The sequence below is a fragment of the Brevibacterium sp. VCM10 genome, from assembly GCF_000583215.1.
GTDB lineage: Bacteria > Actinomycetota > Actinomycetes > Actinomycetales > Brevibacteriaceae > Brevibacterium > Brevibacterium linens.
In genome coordinates, this window is sequence record NZ_JAJB01000049.1 from 43,177 (window position 1) to 62,772 (window position 19,596).

General features: G+C 66.9%; 17 protein-coding genes. 3 read left to right on the forward strand and 14 right to left on the reverse strand.

What is annotated here, in order from left to right:
* Positions 1-4 precede the first annotated feature (4 nt).
* Genes AD89_RS0114625 through AD89_RS0114675 form a run of 11 tightly spaced genes read right to left on the reverse strand, consistent with a single transcriptional unit; the run spans position 5 to position 11,579 of the window.
* Positions 5-1,153 (reverse strand): glycosyltransferase family 4 protein, encoded by a 1,149-nt coding sequence (locus AD89_RS0114625; protein ID WP_025780129.1) that lies wholly within the window; start codon positions 1,151-1,153, stop codon positions 5-7.
* Positions 1,150-2,931: a murein biosynthesis integral membrane protein MurJ gene (murJ, locus tag AD89_RS0114630; protein ID WP_025780131.1), complete on the reverse strand. Its 1,782-nt coding sequence runs from the start codon at positions 2,929-2,931 to the stop codon at positions 1,150-1,152. The genes AD89_RS0114625 and murJ overlap by 4 nt, the downstream gene beginning before the upstream one ends.
* Complete coding sequence (locus AD89_RS0114635; protein WP_025780133.1) at positions 2,928-3,797, reverse strand: hypothetical protein; 870 nt, start codon at positions 3,795-3,797, stop codon at positions 2,928-2,930. The genes murJ and AD89_RS0114635 overlap by 4 nt, the downstream gene beginning before the upstream one ends.
* Complete coding sequence (locus tag AD89_RS0114640; protein ID WP_025780135.1) at positions 3,794-4,786, reverse strand: copper transporter; 993 nt, start codon at positions 4,784-4,786, stop codon at positions 3,794-3,796. Before AD89_RS0114640 ends, AD89_RS0114635 begins: the two co-directional genes overlap by 4 nt.
* Entirely contained in the window at positions 4,783-6,018 is a 1,236-nt protein-coding gene (steA, locus tag AD89_RS0114645; RefSeq protein ID WP_025780137.1) for a putative cytokinetic ring protein SteA, read from the reverse strand. Before steA ends, AD89_RS0114640 begins: the two co-directional genes overlap by 4 nt.
* A 15-nt stretch (positions 6,019-6,033) precedes the next feature.
* The gene (gene recN / locus AD89_RS0114650) at positions 6,034-7,737 is read right to left on the reverse strand and encodes a DNA repair protein RecN (RefSeq protein ID WP_025780139.1); all 1,704 of its coding nucleotides are present in this window, start codon (positions 7,735-7,737) and stop codon (positions 6,034-6,036) included.
* Positions 7,738-8,679, reverse strand: a complete 942-nt coding sequence (locus AD89_RS0114655) for an NAD kinase (protein ID WP_025780140.1) — start codon at positions 8,677-8,679, stop codon at positions 7,738-7,740. It abuts the gene before it with no gap.
* Positions 8,676-9,482: a TlyA family RNA methyltransferase gene (locus AD89_RS0114660; RefSeq protein WP_025780142.1), complete on the reverse strand. Its 807-nt coding sequence runs from the start codon at positions 9,480-9,482 to the stop codon at positions 8,676-8,678. Before AD89_RS0114660 ends, AD89_RS0114655 begins: the two co-directional genes overlap by 4 nt.
* Positions 9,479-9,697, reverse strand: a complete 219-nt coding sequence (locus AD89_RS0114665) for a hypothetical protein (RefSeq protein ID WP_025780143.1) — start codon at positions 9,695-9,697, stop codon at positions 9,479-9,481. The genes AD89_RS0114660 and AD89_RS0114665 overlap by 4 nt, the downstream gene beginning before the upstream one ends.
* Positions 9,694-10,671, reverse strand: coding sequence for an HAD-IIA family hydrolase (locus AD89_RS0114670; protein WP_025780145.1), 978 nt, complete (start codon positions 10,669-10,671; stop codon positions 9,694-9,696). The genes AD89_RS0114665 and AD89_RS0114670 overlap by 4 nt, the downstream gene beginning before the upstream one ends.
* Complete coding sequence (locus AD89_RS0114675) at positions 10,668-11,579, reverse strand: hypothetical protein (RefSeq protein ID WP_231488715.1); 912 nt, start codon at positions 11,577-11,579, stop codon at positions 10,668-10,670. Before AD89_RS0114675 ends, AD89_RS0114670 begins: the two co-directional genes overlap by 4 nt.
* Between AD89_RS0114675 and AD89_RS0114680 the strand changes: the two genes are divergently transcribed.
* The 3 genes from AD89_RS0114680 (at position 11,511) to AD89_RS0114690 (ending at position 16,022) form a co-directional block, all read left to right on the forward strand.
* Positions 11,511-12,260 carry a hypothetical protein gene (locus AD89_RS0114680; RefSeq protein ID WP_025780149.1) on the forward strand — a complete coding sequence of 250 codons (750 nt, stop codon included), beginning with the start codon at positions 11,511-11,513 and terminating at the stop codon, positions 12,258-12,260. The genes AD89_RS0114675 and AD89_RS0114680 overlap by 69 nt on opposite strands.
* Before the next feature lie 674 nt (positions 12,261-12,934).
* The gene (locus AD89_RS0114685) at positions 12,935-14,413 is read left to right on the forward strand and encodes an aldehyde dehydrogenase family protein (protein WP_025780151.1); all 1,479 of its coding nucleotides are present in this window, start codon (positions 12,935-12,937) and stop codon (positions 14,411-14,413) included.
* Positions 14,414-14,459: 46 nt separating this feature from the next.
* Positions 14,460-16,022, forward strand: coding sequence for a GMC family oxidoreductase (locus AD89_RS0114690; RefSeq protein WP_025780153.1), 1,563 nt, complete (start codon positions 14,460-14,462; stop codon positions 16,020-16,022).
* Positions 16,023-16,146: 124 nt separating this feature from the next.
* Here AD89_RS0114690 and AD89_RS0114695 read toward each other — a convergent pair whose 3' ends face one another.
* From AD89_RS0114695 to AD89_RS0114705, 3 genes are all read right to left on the reverse strand, one after another.
* Positions 16,147-17,952 (reverse strand): BCCT family transporter, encoded by a 1,806-nt coding sequence (locus AD89_RS0114695; RefSeq protein ID WP_025780155.1) that lies wholly within the window; start codon positions 17,950-17,952, stop codon positions 16,147-16,149.
* 306 nt (positions 17,953-18,258) lie between these two features.
* Positions 18,259-18,867: a hypothetical protein gene (locus AD89_RS19385; RefSeq protein WP_025780157.1), complete on the reverse strand. Its 609-nt coding sequence runs from the start codon at positions 18,865-18,867 to the stop codon at positions 18,259-18,261.
* Between the two features lie 244 nt (positions 18,868-19,111).
* The coding region (locus tag AD89_RS0114705) for a hypothetical protein (RefSeq protein ID WP_231488717.1) at positions 19,112-19,596 on the reverse strand (485 nt) is incomplete at its 5' end.

Consider the following 19,596-nt stretch of genomic DNA (forward strand, 5'->3'; position numbering starts at 1 on the left):
GGTTCTAGCCTACCTGGGCAGACACGAGTTCCGTGTAAAGACCTGCGAGTTCTTCGGCGACTTCCCTCTCAGCGGGAAGCTCCGCTCCGCGTGCCCGGGCTCTCGTCCCGAGTTCGGCGCGGCGGGCGGGATCGACGGCGAGTTCGGCCACGGCTGCGGCGAAGGCGGCGTCGTCATCATGGTCGATGAGCATCCCCGCGTCGCCGACGAGTTCGGCGGTGCCGCCGGTGGCGGTGGCCACGATCGCCTTGCCGGCCATCAGTGCCTCTTGGAGGACCAGCGCCCGGGCCTCCCAGACGCTGGTGAGCGCGTAGATGTCCGCGGCGGCCGCGAGTTCGGCGACGTCGTCGCGGGGTCCGAGGAAGTGCAGGGCCGGAATCGCCGAGGCGGCTGCCGCCTCGGCGTACTGAGCGCGGACGTCGGCGAGCACCTGATCGTCGGCGGCACCGGCGATGAGGGCGACGATCTCACCCTGCCGGTCCCCCGCCCCGAGGCGGGCGAGGCCGCGCACGAGCATCGGGTAGTTCTTCTGTCTGGCGACGCGTCCGACGGCGAGGACGATGAGGGCCCCGGGGTCGAAGTCGAATTCCTCGGCCAGTCCCGCACGGGTGGCGGCGGCCGCCTCGGCGGACACCTGAGTCACCTCGGGAGCGGCGGCCGGGAGGAAGCGTGCGGTCTGCGCGCCGAGTTCGCGGGCACGGTCGACGAGGTCGGTGCTGGCGCCGAGGACGAGGTCGGCTCCGCGGGCGAGCATCGTCTCGACCCGGGTTTCGACCCGACCGCGCAGTCCCTGTCCGCTGGCCTGGTTGTGCAGGCTGAGGACGAATGCCGGGCGGGTCTTCAGTGTGCGCAGGGTCAGCAGGGTGATGAGCCCGGCCCGGAAGCCGTGGGCGTGGACGATCTGCGGGGCGAAGCTGCGCAGGAGTGTGCGCTGTCGGCGGACGAGGGCGGCGTCGGAGGCGCCGATTCCGGTGCCGAGTTCGAGGACGCCGAACCGGACTCCGGGCAGCAGGGAGAAGCCGAAGTGTTCGTCGGTGGCGGCCGGTCCGATGACGCCGATCTCGTGGCCGGCGGCGGCGAGGTCACGGGCGAGTGCGTGCACATGGGTGCCGACTCCCCCGGTCGAGGTGCCGATGGCGAAGACGATCCTCATGAGTCTTCCTCCCTGTCGGTGTCGTGGGGTCCACAGTCACTGCGGCTGGATCCATGGTCGCTGCTGCTGAGTCCGTGGTCGGTGGTGAGCGTGCCGGTCGCGTGCGCGGTCGTCTCGTCGTTGACGCCGGCCCGATTGCGGTCGGCCAGCAGACGGCGGACTTCGCCGAGGAATCCGCGGTCGATGACGAGCACGATGAGTCCGAAGACCACGCAGCCGAGGAGGGCGGCGATGATTCCCGCGATGACGGCCGAGCTCGCGGAGTTGTCGAAGAGTCCCCCGAGCCACTGCGAGGTCACGACTCCGGCGGTGCCGGCGACGACGGCGGCCCCGAGCGCGAGCAGCGACCGCCGCCCGACGAAGGCGAGTCCGGTGGGACCGAGGACGCGGCGCATGTTCACGAGCAGGAACACTCCGGCCACGGTCATGCCCAGCACATAGCCGCTGCAGATGCAGATGAGGGTCAGCCCGGGGTTCCCGTTCGCACCGGCGACCAGGATGGCGCCACACATGCCGACGATGACGAGGATCCACCCCGTCGTCGTGGCGGCCGCCGAGTGGCGGGAGCGTTCGAGGGCGTAGAAGACGCGAGTGCCCCAGGCGACGAAGGACCAGCCCGGCACGGCCAAGGCCATGACCATGATCGCCGTCGCCATCGAGTCGAAGGGGGCGGCGGATTCGCTTTCGGCGTCGATGGCGATGAAGAAGGTCTGCAGCGGCCCTGCCGCCGAGAGCAGGATGACGGCGCCGAGTCCGCCGATGGCGATGATGAGAGCCGTCGTCGTCGAGGTCACCGAGCGCAGTCGCACCCCGGCCTGTCCACGTCGCTCAGCGGTCGCCTCGGGGTCGGTGGATCGTCCCACCCAGGTCGACAGGGTCGGGAAGATCACGGTCGCCACGGTCACGGCGAGCACGGCGTAGGGCAGGAGGTAGACGGCGTTGATGTAGCTGAAGAGCACGAGCGTGCCGTCCCCGCCCGAATGGTTCGCCAGGCTCAGGGTCGCGAGCACCGCGGCCTGCTGGGCGAGCAGGGCGGACATTCCGGCTCCGGCCAGGCGCAGCGCACGGTGGGCGACGCCGGGTGGGAAGGAGAAGGTGGGGCGCAGCTTCAGCCCGGTCGAGGCCATCGGCAGGGCCAGCGGCAGGGCGAGGGCGGCGACGCCGCCGGTGGTGCCCCAGCCGAGCCAGCCCAGGTGGGACTGCCAGGTGTCGTCGCTGCCGCCCACAACGCTGTAGGCGATATAGCTGCCGATGACGACGAGGCTGGACAGCAGCGGGGCGAACGCCGGCCACAGGAACTTGCGGTGGGCCTGCAGGACTCCGGTGAGCACGGCGCCGATTCCGTAGAGGACGAGCTGCGGGGAGAACATGAGCAGCAGCTCGACGGTCGCCTGCACTCCCGCGGCGCTCGTCTGCTCATCGACGAGGATCCTCGCGATCTGCGGGGCGAAGACGGCCAGCAGGATCGACAGCGGCAGCGTCACGCTGATCGCCCAGGTCAGCAGGCCGGAGGCGATGCGTCCGGCGGTCTCTCGGTCCGATCTGGCCAGCGGCACCGCGAGCAGCGGGATGACCGCTCCGGCCAGGGCCCCGCCGGCGACGACTTCGAAGAGGATGTTCGGGACCTGGTTGGCGCTCTGGTAGGCGGTGCCGACGGTGCCGGCGCCGACGGTCGCCGAGAACACCAGCCAGCGTAGGAAGCCGACCAGTCGGGTCAGCAGGGTGATGATCGATACGAGCAGCGCCGTGGCGGCGAGGACTCGAACGAGCTTGTTCACTGAACCTCGCGGCCGAACGAGTCGATCTCCCGCAGACCCGGGGTCGATTCGATGACGGAGGTGAAGGACACTTTCTCACTCGCCAGGGTGAGTCCGGCGAGGACGGCGAGGATGAGGCGCCGCTGTGCCGGGGTGGCGGTTTCGGCGAGGATCACGCCGATCGCCGCGCCCAGGGCGTTGGCGCCGGTGTCGCCGAGCATCGCATCACCGGCGAGGTCGTCTGGCCAGGCCGCGGCTGTGGCTCCGGCGATCGCCCCGGCAGGTGCCCAGGACACGCGGCGGTCGTGGTCGGTCAATGCCAGGGTCAGCGCTCCGGCCTTGAGCGCCCGACCGGGACGCAGATCGAGGAGGTTGAACAGGTTCGCCGAACCCGCGATCACTCCCCCGGTGACGACGATGTCCGCGGCGGCTGCGTACCAGGGCCGGTCGGCTGTCGAGTGGGTGGAGCCGAAGAGCCCGGTCGGGCGGGTGCGGCTGCGCAGGATCGCGGCGGCGGCGATCGAGGCGAGTGGGATGCCGGTGATCTTGATCGTCCCGGTCGTGATCTGACCGCGGGCCAGCGCGGACAGGTGCCCGCGCAGTCCCTTCGAGGACCCGGATTCGCAGAAGTCGTCGACCGCCCCGAGGCCGCCGGCCGCGGCCGTGGCCAGCAGGGTCGCAGCCTTCTGGCGGGAGTCTTCGATGAGCAGGCTGCCGGCCAGCAGTCCCGTCGCGACGGCGGGGCCTTCGGCGAGTGAGACGTCGTATCCGGCGTGGTTGGTGCGTACCACGGAGTCGTGGGTTCGCAGTCGCGATCCGAGCACGGCCTTCGTCGCGGTGAAGCCGGCGAGCCCGGCGACGGCGGTGCTGACGATGGAGCGGATCATTCCTCGTCTCCCTTCTGCGTGTCCTCCGACGACGTCTCTTCGGTCTTGGCCGGCAGGATGCCTTCGGCGTCCTCGGCGAATCCGAAGTGTCCATGGCTTCCAGCCTCTCCGGAGGCCAGGGCCCGGACGGTGATGACGGGGCCGGCGCCGAGGCCGAGTCCGTCGACCGTGCTGGCGCGGGACTTCTCCGTCCGCAGCACGTTGACGAGTCCGTTCTGTGCTGATCCGGCGTCGCCGGCGACGACCACCGAGGTGGCTTCGGCGGTGAGTGCGGTGATGAAGTCGGTGACGAGGGTGCGGGTGCCCTTGTCGTCGGAGTTCTGCGGGCTGGGCTCGGTATCCTCGGCCAGGGTCGAGTTCTCATCGTCGATGACGATGAACAGCGAGGTCGTCTTGTGGTCCGTGTCGGTGCGCAGTCGGTCGGCTTCGACGAAGGCGTCGTAGAGCTTCGCCGCCTGCTTCCCCGCATCCGCCTGGTTGTCCTCGTCCTCGAGCATCGAGGCATCACCGGTCAGGGCGATGACGAGGGCGGCGCGGATCGCGGTCGAATCGTCCTTCGGCAGGCTGGGCACGAGGGTCCGCAGCGTCTCGAGGAACGCAGCGGAGTCTTCGAGGCTGAGTGTGTTCGGCACGAACGAGACGTCGCCGGCGATGGTGCCGTCGGCTTCCTTGACCCGGTTGCTGACCTCTTCGACCTGTTCGGAGTCCGCGTCGGGGGCGGCGATGATGCTCACTTCCCGCCCGTCGAGGATGCCGCCGATGAGTTCCGGGGCCGCGGCCGTGACGAACTCGTTCTGCTTGTCGATATTGCCCTTGGCCGCGTCGAGGTCCGAACGCAGGTTGTCGCGGTCGGTGCGCAGGGCGTCGACCTGGCTCTGCAGGGACTCCCCGATCGGTTCCTTCAGCGGTCCCGCGCCGAGGACGATGCCGACGGCCAGCGCCAGGAACACCGAGACGAGGGAGACGAGGTGGTAGCGGAAATCAATCACGGGTCTAGTCCTTGGATGAGGCCGACGGAGTCGGTTGATGCTGCGGGGTCGCCGCCGAAGAGGGAGCCGAACCAGCCGAAGAGGCCGTCGAGTTGGGCGCCGATGAGGCCGAGGAAGGTCTGTCCGGCCGAGGTCGCGGTCATCGCCACTCCGAGGGCGACGAGCCCGGCGACGACGAGCACGGCCAGCTGCAGGCTGGAGATGCGCTGCCGATAGAGCAGGGACACGCCCTTGGCGTCGATGAGCTTCGATCCCACGCGCAGGCGGGTGATGAAGGTCGAGGCCATGCCCTTGCGGCCCTTGTCGAGGAACTCCATGACGGTGTCGTGGGTGCCGACGGCGACGATGAGTTCGGCGCCTTTGTCATCGGCGAGCAGCATGGCGATGTCTTCGCTCGTGCCCGAGGCCGCAAAGGCCACGCAGTCGACTCCGAGGGCTTCGACCCGTTCGGTGCCCGGTGCCGTGCCGTCACGGTAGGCGTGGACGACGATCTCGGCGCCCGAGGTCAGGGCGGTGTCGGACACGGAGTCCATGTCGCCGACGATCATGTTCGGCCGGTGGCCGGCTTCGATGATGGCGTCGGCTCCGCCGTCGACGCCGATGAGCAGCGGCCGGTATTCGCGGATATAGGAGGCCAGCATCGCCAGATCCTCCTTGTAGTGGTATCCGCGGACGACGATGAGCACATGTCGGTCGGTGAACGTCGTCTTCACCTCGGGCACGACGAGTTCGGCCGAGAGCAGGTCGGAGTCCTTGCGGATGTATTCGACCGTGTTGTCGATGAAGTCCACGAGCACGGAGTTCATTCCCGCCTCGGCGGCGTGCATGTCCTCGGCGATCGACTCGGCCGTCTGCAGGACGCCCGTGGCCACCTCGGTCTCACCCGCGTAGACGGTGGCACCGTCGATGGAGATCTCGGCGTTCTCGTCGACCGTGTCGAAGATCTCGGCTCCGGCGGCGTCGATGAGGGGGATGCCGGCGTCGACGATGATACTCGGGCCCAGATTCGGGTAGCGGCCGGAGATCGATTTATCGGCGTTGATCACCGCTGCCGGCCGGCACGCGACGAGGGCTTCGGCGGAGATGCGGTCGATATCGGAGTGTTTGATGACGGCGATGTCGCCGGCCTGCAGGCGCTTCGTCAGATCCTTTGTGCGTCGGTCCAGACGGGCAGGGGCGGGACCGGACCGGGTGGGTGCGGTGAGGTTCTCACGGTGTCTGCGCACTTTCATGGTCCGCTCATTGTCTCATCTGCTGCCAACGCCGGCCTCCTTGACCTGCCGTGCATTGTCGAGCAGTTCGGCCGCGTGGGCCTTCGCCGAGGCGGAGTCGTCCATGCCTGCCAGCATCCGGGAGAGTTCGACGACGCGTTCGGAATCGGTCAGTTCCGCCACACCCGAGCGCACGGTCTCGGCGTCATCGTCCTTGACGATGGTCACATGGGTGTCTGCCCACGCGGCGACCTGGGGCAGGTGGGTGACGACGATGACCTGGGCATTCCGGGCGAGCTTGGCCAGGCGGCGGCCGATCTCCACGGCCGCCTTGCCGCCGACTCCGGCGTCGACTTCGTCGAAGACGTAGGTGGGGATGGATTCGCTGGCGGCTCGGACGACTTCGATGGCGAGCATGACGCGGGAGAGCTCACCGCCGCTGGCGATCTTCGCGATGTCGTCGGGGAGGGAGGATTCGTGGGCGGCGAAGGTCAGCCGCACCTCGTCGGCCCCGTGGGTGGTGGGTTCGCGTTCGGAGATCTCGAAGGCCACCGATGCTTTCGGCATCGACAGGGCGGCGAGTTCCTCGCTGACGGCGGCGGAGAATTCGTCTGCGGTGGCCCTGCGGATCTCGGTGAGCGCCGAGGCCGCCGCCTCCATGGTCTCGCGGGCCTCAGCGAGCTCGGCGTCGAGTCCGTCGAGGTCACGGTCCTCGGCTTCGAGTTCGGCGAGTTCCGCGGCCGATCGGGTTTCGAAGTCGAGGACTTCGGCGACGTCCTGACCGTAGGGGGCCAGAGTCCCGAGTTCCGCGCGCCTGGCCTCGGTCTCCTCCAGGGAGGTCTCGCCGAGTTCGTCGAATCCGGAGAGGTAGTTCGACAGTTCCGCGGCGGAGTCAGACAGCCGCAGCACGGCGTCGCCGAGGGCTTCGCGGATGGTGACGAGGTCCTTGTCGGAGCCTTCGACATCGGTGATCGTGCTGATGGCCTGGTGGACGAGGTCGACGGCGGCTCCGGCATCGTCGAGCTCCGAACCGAGCAGCAGGTCGTGGGCGGCGCCGACGGCCCGGGTGATCTCGGCGGCGGCGCCGAGCTTCGCCGACTGTGCGGCCAGGGTCTCGTCTTCGCCGGGTTCGGGGCGGACCTTGTCGATGGCCTCGAGGCAGCCGCGCAGCCACAGGATGCGTTCGCGGCGGGCGGCGGTGGAGTCCTTGATGCGGCTGACGCGGGCTTCGGTCTCGCGCCAGGTCTCGAAGGCGGCACGGTAACGCTCGGCCACCTCGGCCAGCGCCGGCCCACCCGCGGCGTCGAGGAGCTGCCGCTGTTGGGCGGCGCCCTTGAGGCGCAGCTGTTCGGACTGGCCGTGGAGGGTGATGAGGTCCGAGGAGATGTCGGTGAGCACGGAGATCGGCACAGTGCGTCCGCCCGCCGTCGCCCGGGCGCGGCCTTTCAGCGCCACGGTGCGGGAGATGATCGCCTCGTCGTCGGCGCTGCCGCCGGCTTCCTCGATGCGCTCGCGCACGGGGTCGGAGACTCCGGTGAAGATGCCTTCGACCTCGGCCTTCTCCGCGCCTTTGCGCACGACTCCGGAGCCGACCTTGCGGCCCATGAGCAGGGACAGAGCGGAGACGAACATGGTCTTGCCCGCACCGGTCTCACCGGTGACGACGGTGAAGCCGGTGTCGAGTTCGACGGCGGCTTCGGCGATGACGCCGAGGTGGGAGATGCGCAGTTCGGAGATCATTCAGGCCTCCTTGATCGGTCCTCGCCAGCCGGAGACGGGCAGGCGGAACTTCGCGACGAGTCGGTCGGTGAACGGGCCGGTGTGGAGGCGAGCGAGCCGGATCGGCGACTTCGACCGGGTGGCTTCCACGCGGGCCCCGGACGGCAGTTCGAGGGCGCGGCGGCCGTCGCACCACAGCACGGCGGAGAACTCGGGGTTCATCTGGGAGATCTCCACGCCGAGGCGGGAGGTCGGGTTGACGACGAGCGGTTTGGAGAACAGGGCGTGGGCGGAGATCGGCACGAGGATGAGCGCTTCGACCTCGGGCCAGACGATGGGCCCGCCGGCGGAGAACGAGTACGCGGTCGAGCCGGTGGGGGTGGCGAGGATGACGCCGTCGCAGCCGAAGGAGGACACGGGGCGGGCGTCGACACCGAGGACGACGTCGATCATCCGGGACTTCGAGGTCTTCTCGATGGTTACCTCGTTGAGTGCCCAGGCGTTGAAGATGTTCTCACCTTCGTGCCACACGGAGACGTCGAGGGCGAGCCGCTCTTCGACGGAGTAGTCGCGTTGGGAGGCACGGTGGACCGCCTCGGCGAGGTCTTCCTTCTCGCTTTCGGCGAGGAAGCCGACGTGGCCGAGGTTGATGCCCATGAGCGGGGCGCCGGAGCCGTGGAAGCGTTCGGCGGCGCGCAGGATCGTCCCGTCGCCGCCGAGGACGATGACGAGTTCGCAGGCGCTCTTCCACTCCCCCAGCTCGGAGGGGTCGATGATCGTGCAGTGGTTGAGGATGGGTTCGTCGTCGACGGCTTCGGCCTGGCGGGCGCGGATGCCGACGATCTCGTCGGAGAGGACGACGGGGGTGACGCCGTCGTCGAGGAGGGCCTTGAACACGCTGACGGCGGCCACGGCCGACTCATCACGTTGGGGGTGCAGCAGCACCATGATGTGTCTGGTCACGACTCTCCTCTCATCATTTCGTCCAGGTGGGCGGGGATGTCTGCTTTGTCGAGCCTATCGGACTGGTGATGTGTTCGGCCTGGGCGAACACGCAGGAAGTACTCTCGGTTCCCGCTGGGGCCCGGCAGCGGTGAGGGGGCGATGTCGGTGACGCGGGCACCGTTGTCAGTCACCGCTTCGAGGACGGAGTCGATGGCGCGGCGGCGTCTGTCCCGGCTGGTGACGACGCCGTGTTTGTCCAGGGACGCACGGGCGAGTTCGAACTGGGGTTTGACCATGAGGAGGAGTTCCCCGTCCGCGGCGGTCGCGGCCAGCAGCGGGCCGATGAGCAATCGCAGGGAGATGAAGGAGACGTCGGCGACGACGAGGTCGACGGTGGGCACGTCGGAGTCGGCGAGTTCGCGCAGATTGAGTCCTTCGCGGACGTGGACGCGCGGGTCGTCGCGGAGGATGGGCGCGAGTTGGTCGTGGCCGACGTCGACGGCCCAGACGTGCGCGACTCCGTACGTGAGGAGGACTTGGGTGAAGCCTCCGGTGGAGGCTCCCGCGTCGAGGGCGGTCAGACCCTGAAGTCGGTCGGTGAGGTCGAAGGCGACGAGGGCGCCGAGGAGTTTGTGGGCGCTGCGGGCGACCCAGGGGTCGGGTTCGGTGACGGTGATGTCGTCGACGTCTCTGACGTCCTGGGAGGCTTTGGTCGCGGTGCGGCCGTTGACGCTGACGCGGCCGGCGGCGATTTCGCGGGCGGCGCGGGAGCGGGAGTTCAGCAGCCCGCGGTCGACGAGTGCCCGGTCGAGTCGGCTCACAAGGAGCCCACCTGGGCGTCGAGGTCGTCGAGCAGGGAGTCCAGCTGTCCGTGGCGCTCGGCTGCCGGTGCCTCTCTGGCTGCGGCGAGGTTGGCCCGCCACGTCTCGACCGGGACGTCCCCACTCACCGAGGCGGGGGTCGGCGCGGGGGTCGGCGCGGAGTTCGTGCCGGGATTCGTGCCGGGTGTCGGGGTCGGTCGCGGGGTGTCGCTCATGAGTCCTGACCGATCCGGCGGGGCAGGTGACCGTCGGCCAGGACCGCCTCGGCGTCGGTCTCGCCTGCGTCGATGGTTGCCCAGGCACGCCGGAGTTCGGCTTCGATCCGGGCGGACTCACCGCGGTCGGCTCCGGTGATGAGGGCTTCGAGTCCGCGCAGATTCGGCAGGATGAAGGTCGGTCGGCTCTCGGGTCCCGCGCGCAGGGCATCGTGGATGTCGTGGATTCCGGTGAGGACGAGTGCCGTGTCGATTCCGGCGGCACAGCCGCCTTCGATGTCGGTGTTGAGGCGGTCGCCGACCATGAGCGGGCGGTGCGCACCGAGGCGGCCGGCCGCGAAGTCCATCATGTGCGGGGCGGGTTTGCCGACGATGACGGGGGTGGAGTCGGTGAGTCGGGCGATGAGATCGACGAAGGCACCGTTGCCGGGGACCTTCCCGGTCTCCGTGAGGAGGGAGAAGTCGGGGTTGCTCGCCCACCATTCGGCGCCGGAGCGGATGATCTCGCAGGTGCGGACGATCTTCGCGTAGTCGATCTCCGGGTCGAGTCCTTGGGCGACGGCGACGGGTTCCGCGCCCGGTGAGTCCGTGATGTCGAGGCCGGCGTCTTCGAGTGCGATGCGCAGTCCGGTGGTGCCGAGGAGGTGGACGCGCGCACCGGGTCCGAAGCGTTCGGCCAGGCGTTCGGCGAGCACCTGCGCCGAGGTGGTCACCTCGTCCGCGGAGGCGTCGACACCCATTCCGGTGATCTTCTCGGCGGTGGCGGCGGCGGTGCGGGTGGCGTTGTTCGTGACGTAGCTGACCGGGATCGACTGGGAATGGAGCCAGTTGATGCCGTCGGCGGCTCCGTCGATGGCGTGCGTGCCGTGGTAGACGACTCCGTCGAGGTCGAACAGTACGCAGTCGATGGGCGAGCCCGGGGACTCGGGCGGGCGCCCATCTGCTGTGCTGTCCTGTTCGGCGGTCAGTGTCACTGGTCTCCGTCGGCCTCGGCTGCTGTTGTCTCAGACGCGGTGTCTGCGTCGGAATCGGCGTCGGCGTCGGCGAGGATCTCGTCGAGTTCGGCTTCGATCTCATCGTCGGTGACTGTGACCGACTTCAGCTCCTTCGCCGAGACATGCGTCTTCGACTTCGGTGCTGCTGCCGGAGCGTCGGTCTCCGGCTCGGCGTCCTCGGCAGCATCGACTTCGGGTGCAGAGATGGTCGCATCGGCTTCGGGCGTCGAATCGGTCGCAGCTTCAGCAGTCTCGGCCTCTGCGGACGCATCGGCAGCTGCGGGTTCGTCGTCGACCTCGTCGACGGTTTCGATTTCGACTCCGGCGTTGAGGTCCGGCATCTCGTCGCCGAACAGGGTGCCGGTCGCCTTGGCGGTCCGGCGGGAGAGCTCTTCGTATTTGTCGGCGAGTTCGCCTTCGCCGTCGATGCGCAGCACCTCGGCGTAGGCGGCCATGAGTCGGACGAGTCCGCCGCTGGGCTTCTGAGTGAAGTCCTCGGCTTCGATGAGTCGGCGCGCACCGACGATGTCATCGAGGTCGGATTTGGCGCCGGCCGCGACGATGACGAGTTCGGTGCGGGTGTCCGTGTCGAGGTCGAGCTCCGCGGAGGTCTTCAGCAGCTCGAGGGCCTTCTCCGGCTTGCCGCGGCCGCGTTCTGCGTCGGCGATCAGCGCGATGTTGTCGTTCGAGCCGGAGATGCGACGGTGGGTGCGCAGTTCGCGGACGGCTTCGTCGTAGTTCTCCACGTAGTACGCGGCGATGCCGAGTGCTTCGCGGACGACGGCAACACGACCGGCGCGAGCCATGGCGGCCTTGGCATGCTCGTGGGCGCGTTCCGGGTCGAGGTCGAGCAGCCCGCCGGCGGCGACGAGGTGCTTGGCGACCATATCGGCGTTCTCTTTGTCGAGGGTGCGCAGCTGAGACGAGATCTCTTTGTCGAGCTCGCGACCGGTGACGCCGTCGGGAATCTCGGGTTCCTGGATCCGTGGGCGGCGGGCGCGCTGTTCGCGTGCGTAGTCGCCGGTGTCGGTCTTGCGAGAGGCACGACGATCATTGTCGCCCCGACCGTGGCCGCCGCGTCCTCCACGGTTGTCGTCCCGTCGATTTCCGCGGTAGCCACCGCGACGGTCGTCACCGTCACGGCGGTCACGGTTGAAGCCGCCCCGGCGGTCATCGTCGTTGCGACGGTTGCCCTGGTAGCTGCCTCGGCGATCATCGTTCCGGCGGTTCTGGCCGTGGCCTCCGCGACGGTCGTCATCGCTGCGGCGGGTGCCCTGGTAGCCTCCGCGACGGTCATCGTCGTTGCGACGATCACGGTTGAACCCACCGCGACGATCGTCGTCATTGCGCCGGTTGCCCTGGTAACCGCCTCGGCGATCGTCATCTCGGCGGTTCTGTCCGTAGCCACCACGACGGTCATCGTCATCGCGACGGTCACGGTTGAAGCCGCGACGACGGTCGTCGTCGTTGCGACGGTTGCCCTGGTAGCCGCCTCGGCGATCGGACTGGCGTGGCCCGCGACCGTCCCGGTTGTCCGGTCGACGGTTGCGATTGTTGTCGCGATCTGAGCGGCGACCGCCATCTGCGCGGCGGTTGTCCTGGCTGTCTCGCGAATCCCCTTGGGCCACGATTCTCCCTATGAAGTCTTTTCGGTGTTCCGCTCCAGTCTAGTCCACTCACTGCTTCGTCGCCGTGTGGGCGGGAACACGTCAGCGCTCCGTTCACGCTCGCCGTCGCGTCATCGTCGTGTTCGCTGCGATGTGCGCCGAGGCCCAGGTCACCGCCTCAGCGCTCTGTTAGAATCAAGGCGAATCCAGTGGAAAGGCCGACGGCAATCGCAGACGTTCGGCGGCAGCGGGTGCCCGCGCCGCCTCGACACCAGGGGATGAATGACACCTGACGTGGAAGCTCATTGTGCGGATGACGGATGTCTCCGCGATTCCACGATCAGAATTTTCGGCCTGGATGCTTCACTGTCCCCCATCACCTCCCATGTGGCGATGACCAATCTCACCGGCCTGTGTGACCAGCATCATCGGATTGCGCGTTCGGCCCCGGTCTTCGCCTATTGTGATTTCCGGAAGCATGCGAGTCGGCACCCCGGAACCCCGTCATCGCGCAGGTCAGACGGCCGTCGCGCATCAACTGTCGGCTCTGCAGCAGCTGCTGTGACTCCGGACCGCACAGACCGCTCGACTCAACAGAACTGCTACTCGTTCACCCGCTAGGAAAAGGAGAAATCGTGCCGAACACACTCTTCATCGACGGACAGTGGGTTTCAGCCGTCAACGGTGGAACCCGGAAGATCCACAACCCGGCCGACGGCAGCTTCGTCGCCGAGGTGGACGAAGCCAGCCCCGCTGACACCGAGCTGGCGATCAAGGCCGCCCGCCGCGCCTTCGACTCCGGCGTCTGGTCATCGGTTCCCGCCAGCGAACGCGGCGACCTGCTGCTGAAGTTCGCCGCCGTGCTGCGTGAGCGCAAGGACGAATTCGCGCGCGCCGAGTCCCTGGACACCGGCAAGCGCTTCGTCGAATCGCAGATCGACATGGACGACATCGCGAACTGCTTCGACTACTTCGGCAAGCTCGCCGCAAACGATGCCGGTCGCGTCGTCGACGCCGGAACCGACACCGTGGCCTCGAAGATCGTGCACGAACCCCTCGGCGTCTGCGCGCTCATCACCCCATGGAACTACCCGCTGCTGCAGGCGGCATGGAAGATCGCTCCGGCCATCGCCGCCGGCAACGCCTTCGTCCTCAAGCCCGCCGAGCTCACCCCGCACACCGCGATCCTCACCATGCAGGTACTTGAGGAACTCGGTCTGCCGGCCGGAGTCGGCAACCTCATCCTCGGTGCGGGTGCCGATGCCGGTGCCCCGCTGTCGACTCACGAGGACATCGACATGGTCTCGTTCACCGGCGGACTCGTCACCGGTCGCCTGCTGGCACGCAACGCCGCGGACACGATCAAGAAGATCGCCTTGGAACTCGGCGGCAAGAACCCGAACGTCGTCTTCGCCGATGCCGACTTCGAGGCGGCCCTGGACAATGCGCTCAACGCCGCGTTCGTCCACTCCGGTCAGGTGTGCTCGGCCGGTGCCCGACTCATCGTCGAAGAATCCATCGCCGAGGAGTTCGTCAACCGCCTCGTCGAGCGTGCCGAGCAGATCCGCCTCGGCGGTCCCTTCGATGACAACGCCGAGACCGGTCCCCTGATCTCCGCGGCACACCGCGACAAGGTGCATGCCTATGTCGAGAAGGGTGTGGCCGAAGGTGCCCGTCTGCGCTGCGGCGGCAAGTTCGGCGAAGGCGATCTGGCCGACGGCTTCTACTACCTGCCGACCGTGCTCGACCAGGTCAAGCGGGGAATGTCCGTCGTCTCCGATGAGGCCTTCGGTCCCGTCGTCACCGTCGAAACCTTCTCCACCGTCGACGAGGCCGTCGAGATCGCCAACGACACCTACTACGGTCTGGCCGGAGCCGTGTGGAGCCAGGACGCGGGCAAGACCCAGCTGGTCGCTCAGCGTCTGCGCCACGGCACCATCTGGATCAACGACTTCCACCCCTACCTGCCGCAGGCCGAATGGGGCGGGTACAAGCAGTCCGGCTTCGGTCGCGAGCTCGGCCCCACGGGTCTGGCCGAGTACCAGGAAGCCAAGCACATCTACCAGAACCTCGAACCGGCCGTCACCGGTTGGTTCCCCGACCACACCAAGTGATCAGTCGCAGACTGCAGACGCCTACCTCAACAAGGAGAGATGAACAGTGAAGACTACTCATAGCTTTGACTACGTCGTCGTCGGCGGCGGCTCCGCCGGTGCCGCGGTCGCAGCCCGACTGAGCGAGGACCCCGAGGTCACCGTCGGACTCCTCGAAGCCGGCCCCACCGACACGGACAAGGACGTCGTCCTTCAGCTCAACCGCTGGATGGAGCTCCTCGAGTCCGGCTACGACTGGGACTACCCGATCGAAGAGCAGGAGAACGGCAACTCGCACATGCGCCACGCCCGCGCCAAGGTGCTCGGCGGCTGCTCCTCCCACAACTCGTGCATCGCCTTCTGGGCCCCGCGCGAGGATCTCGACGACTGGGAAGAGAAGCACGGCGCAGCCGGGTGGGGTTCGAAGGACACCTTCGGCCTGTACAAGAAGCTCGAGAACAATGAGCTGCCCGGCGACCACCACGGCCACGACGGCCCGGTCAGCCTGATGAACGTGCCCCCGGTCGACCCCTGCGGCATCGCTCTCCTCGACGCCTGCGAGCAGGCCGGCATCCCCCGCGTGCAGTTCAACGAGGGTCAGACCGTCATCAACGGTGCCAACTTCTTCCAGGTCAACCGCAAGGACGACGGCACCCGCTCGTCGTCCTCGGTGTCCTACCTCCACCCGATCCTCGACCGTGAGAACCTCACGATCCTCACCGACACTCAGGCCAAGGAGCTCGAGTTCGACGAGAACGACAACTGCACGGCAGTGCTCGTCGTCAACAATGCCTTCGGCAAGACCAACCGGATCGAGGCGAAGAAGGAAGTCATCGTCTCCTCCGGCGCCATCAACACCCCGCAGCTGCTCATGCTCTCGGGCATCGGCCCGAAGGACCACCTCGCCGAGGTCGGCATCGAGGCCCGCGTCGACTCTCCGGGAGTCGGCGAGCACCTGGGCGATCACCCGGAGGGTGTCATCTCGTGGGAGGCCAAGAAGCCGATGGTCGAGGACTCCACCCAGTGGTGGGAGATCGGCATCTTCTCCCCCACCGAGGAGGGGCTCGACCGTCCCGATCTGATGATGCACTACGGTTCGGTGCCCTTCGACATGCACACCCTGCGCCAGGGCTACAACACCTCGGAGAACTCCTTCTGCCTGACTCCGAATGTCACGCATGCGAAGTCGCGCGGCACCGTGCGTCTGCGCTCGAAGGACTTCCGTGACAAGCCGAAGGTCGATCCCCGCTACTTCACCGATCCGGAGGGCCACGACATGCGCGTCATGGTCGCCGGCATCAAAAAGGCCCGCGAGATCGTCGCCCAGGACGCCATGTCCGAATGGGCCGGCGAGGAGCTGTTCCCCGGCAAGGACGTCCAGACCGACGAGCAGATCGCGGATTACATCACCCGCACCCACAACACCGTCTACCACCCGGTCGGCACGGTGCGCATGGGAGCACCTGATGACGAGATGTCGCCGCTGGATCCGCAGCTGCGGGTCAAGGGTGTGAACCGTCTGCGCGTCGTCGACGCCTCGGCGATGCCGGAGATCACCACGGTCAACCCCAACATCACCGTGATGATGATGGGTGAGAAGTGCGCAGAGATGATCAAGACCGGTCAGTGATCTGAGCCGGTCGGTCGACCAGGTCGCCTGACCTCGAGCCACGAGAAGGGGGCGCTGCCAGTGCAGCGCCCCCTTCGTCATGCCCGGCCGCGACGATCAGCTCTCGCTTCCGGACCGGTCAGCCTCAGTCGGTGTCATCGCCCTTTCCCTGTCCGCGACTGCTCGAGCGGCTGCCGGTGCGGCTGGCGAGTGTCCCCTCGCGCCGACCCTTCTTCTCACGACCGCTTTCGACGTAGGGGTCCCGGAACTTCGGTGCCGGTTCGACCGCTTCGGGTTCGGTGACGACTTCCTCATCGTCGTCGTATTCGTGTCCGAACTGTTCGTCGTCGCCCTTTCGACGTTCGACCTCCTCGGGCGGCAGGACCTTCTTCCAGCGGCGCATGCGCACGCGCGGCAGGATGCCGGCGTCCTCACGCAGGGCACGCATGAGGGCGTAGATCTGGAAGTAGGCGATGACGAAGAACGGCAGCCCGACGAGGATGATCGTCGACTGCAGGGCTTCGAGTCCGCCGGTGCCGGAGAACACCAGCAGAGCCGCGGTGACGACGGCGACGGCAAGGGCCCAGAAGATCCGCTGCGGCAGCGGGTTGAAGTCTTCGTGACCGTTGTTCATGGTGTCGACGACCAACGCTGCGGAGTCGACCGAGGTGACGAAGAAGATGATCACGAGGACGATCGCAACCACCGATATGGGACCGGCCAACGGATAGTGGTCGAGGAACGCGAACAGCGCACCCGGGATGTCTCCCTGATCGACGACTCGGTCGACCAGTCCCCCACCCTGGTTGAGCTCGATGTCGAAGGACGCATAGCCGAAGATGCCGAACCACAGGATCGAGAACGCCGAGGGAATGGCGAGGACGCCGATGACGAACTGGCGGATGGTGCGTCCGCGGGAGATGCGGGCGATGAAGATGCCGACGAACGGCGACCAGGTGATCGTCCACGCCCAGTAGAAGACCGTCCAGGTGTTCTGCCATCCGGTGTTCGCGAACGTGTCGTTCCACAGTGCGAGTTCGGGCAGCTGCTGGATGTAGGTGCCGAGGGATTCGAATACGCCTTTGGCCATGAACAGGGTCGGTCCGAAGGCGATGATGAAGACGAGCAGCAGCACCGCCACGACGATGTTGAGGTTCGACAGGATCTTGATGCCCCTGTCGAGGCCGAGCGACACCGAGATCGTGGCCAGCCCGCAGACGACACCGATGATGATCAGCTGCCACAGGGCGTTCTCGGGGATGCCGATGACCTGGGCGAGCCCGCCGTTGATCTGCAGTGTTCCCAGGCCGATCGAGACGGCGATGCCGAAGACGGTGCCGATGATGGCGACGACGTCGATCGTCTTGCCGATGGGTCCGTGGATGCGCTCACCGAGGATGGGCTGGAAGATCGAGCTCACGCGCGGCGGCAGGTTCCGCTTGTGGATGAAGTAGGCGAAGCACAGTGCGGGCAGAGTGAAGATCGCCCACGTGTGCAGGGTGAAGTGGTAGTACGTGAAATTCATGGCGTCGACGGCTGCGGCCGGCGTGCCCGGTTCGACGCCGAGGGATGCGCGTGGTGGGTCGCCGAAGTGGCTGACGGGTTCAGCCACGCCCCAGAACATGAGGATCGAGCCGATTCCGGCGGCGAAGAGCATGGCGAACCAGGCGCCGTTGGAGTGCTCCGGTGGTTCATCGTCGGGGCCGAGCTTCGCGCGTCCATAGCGGGAGGCGGCGATGAAGATGAGGAACACCACGAAGACGGTGACACCGAGGATGTAGAACCAGCCGAGGTTCGTCAGCAGCCAGTCGGAGGCGACCGAGACGCCGGCATCGATCTGATCGGTGAAGAAGATCGTCCCGAGGACGAAGATGATGATCACGGCCGCTGAGGAGAAGAAGATGGCCGGATTGGTGCGAAGTCTCAATGCATCGTGCAGTTTGTCGAGCATGGCGTACCTTCCGTTGAGTTGTTGCCGTCAACACTACAGAAGCATCGCACGGTATCAACAAAATCGGTTGTCACAAATCCGTGTCGTTGCGCTCGGGCGCATTCCCTCACCGAGGCGGCCCACCCTATATGCGTCCCCATTGCCTGGTGCGCCCCGCAGTCCGAGAACGACGAGACGGTGCTCGAACCGTATGGAGTTCGGGCACCGTCTCGTCTGTCTTCGGTTGTTCGTGTGCCTGAGATGACTGGCCTGCCTCAGGTGGCATGTCTGACCCAGATGGCTTGTCTGCCTCTGCAGGCAGGCGAGTCAGTGTTTCGGCGTGTCGATGTCTCCGCGGCCGTCGAGAGGATCCATCCGGCGGTCGTTCCCATCGTAGGGGTCTCGCGCGCTGTGACGGTCAATGCGAGGGTCGTGCTCGTCGGCCACCGAGTCTCCAGTCCGTGGGCGGACACCATCTTCCGGCGGATAGCCGTCGGCACGGACGTCGTGCTGTTGAGCAGGATCTTCCGACCGGCGGGAGTCGGCTGTGGCCTCTGGTGCGTCCGGATCCAGTTCGTCGGCACGTTGCAGTCGGCGCTCGTGTTCGAGACGCTCTGCTCTGACAGCTTCTTCCCGTTTGGCCGCTTCCGAGTCGAGCTGTTCGGCTTGTGCAGCCTGACGATCAGCCTCCGCCGCCCGGGCGTCGGCGTCAGCCTTCGCGCGTTTGGCCTCCGCTCTCTGCTTCTCGACCTCGGCCTCTCGGGCACGAACATCGTGTTCGGACTCGGCAGCCTCCTGCCGTATCCGCGCGGCCTCGTCCCGCTGGTGTTCGCGCTTCTTCGCTGCCGCCTTCCGGCTGACTGCGATGATGATCCCAACGATGATCAGGACGACGACGATCGCGACGACGATCCAGATGATGGTTGATGCGTTCATACGGTGTCTCCCTTGCTGTCTATTCGGATGTCGCTATTCACTTGCATCCGGCCCAGCGGACAGCTTCATCGTGACACGATACACACCAGCCGACAAGCACCTGTGGATCCGGAGGAGGACCCGTCGCACGTGCTGAGGCGGTACACGTTCAACATTCCGGCGCTGCCCATTCAGCAGTACGCGGACGTTCAGCAGTACACGAAATCTGGTTGAGTGGGTCCAGCGTGGGTTCGACAGCCGGTCTTCAGATCGGGTTTCCGCGCTCCATCAGTTCCATGACAATCCATTTGGCGAGTGTTTCCGGGTCGACCGTGAGCATATGCGGCAGGCGCAGCGTCCGTCGCCGGTCGGGAGTATCCGGTGTCCTGATGCTCACGTCGATGTAGGCGCTGACGTTCACCTTAGTAATGTGGACTTCGAGGATGCGACTCCATGGGACGCCTCCGTCCGGAAAGCCGTCGACAGCGGCCCACAGCCCGAAGTCATTGACGATCACTTGAGGTGCGGGACGGCCGGACCGACGCGATCGGAGGAAACCAGCTGGATTGCGCAGAAACTGCTTTGTGCGGTTGAAGCTGATCGCGACCTCGCCGGTGCGAGCAAGTTCGGCCTTGAGCGCGTCAATTGTCATCGTCATCGTGTCCATCCGTGAATACAGTGATGGCCCCGCCCAACCCACAAAGGATCGAACGAGGCCATCACCCCAAAGAATATTGCGGCAGTCACTTA

Bases quoted from the DNA above. Each gene is read 5' to 3' on its own strand.
- AD89_RS0114625 (WP_025780129.1), bottom strand. From the start codon at position 1,153: ATGAGGATCGTCTTCGCCATCGGCACCTCGACCGGGGGAGTCGGCACC.
- AD89_RS0114635 (WP_025780133.1), bottom strand. From the start codon at position 3,797: ATGATCCGCTCCATCGTCAGCACCGCCGTCGCCGGGCTCGCCGGCTTC.
- steA (WP_025780137.1), bottom strand. From the start codon at position 6,018: ATGAAAGTGCGCAGACACCGTGAGAACCTCACCGCACCCACCCGGTCC.
- recN (WP_025780139.1), bottom strand. From the start codon at position 7,737: ATGATCTCCGAACTGCGCATCTCCCACCTCGGCGTCATCGCCGAAGCC.
- AD89_RS0114665 (WP_025780143.1), bottom strand. From the start codon at position 9,697: ATGAGCGACACCCCGCGACCGACCCCGACACCCGGCACGAATCCCGGC.
- AD89_RS0114680 (WP_025780149.1), top strand. From the start codon at position 11,511: ATGCTCGTGGGCGCGTTCCGGGTCGAGGTCGAGCAGCCCGCCGGCGGC.
- AD89_RS0114675 (WP_231488715.1), bottom strand. From the start codon at position 11,579: ATGGTCGCCAAGCACCTCGTCGCCGCCGGCGGGCTGCTCGACCTCGAC.
- AD89_RS0114695 (WP_025780155.1), bottom strand. From the start codon at position 17,952: ATGCTCGACAAACTGCACGATGCATTGAGACTTCGCACCAATCCGGCC.
- AD89_RS19385 (WP_025780157.1), bottom strand. From the start codon at position 18,867: ATGAACGCATCAACCATCATCTGGATCGTCGTCGCGATCGTCGTCGTC.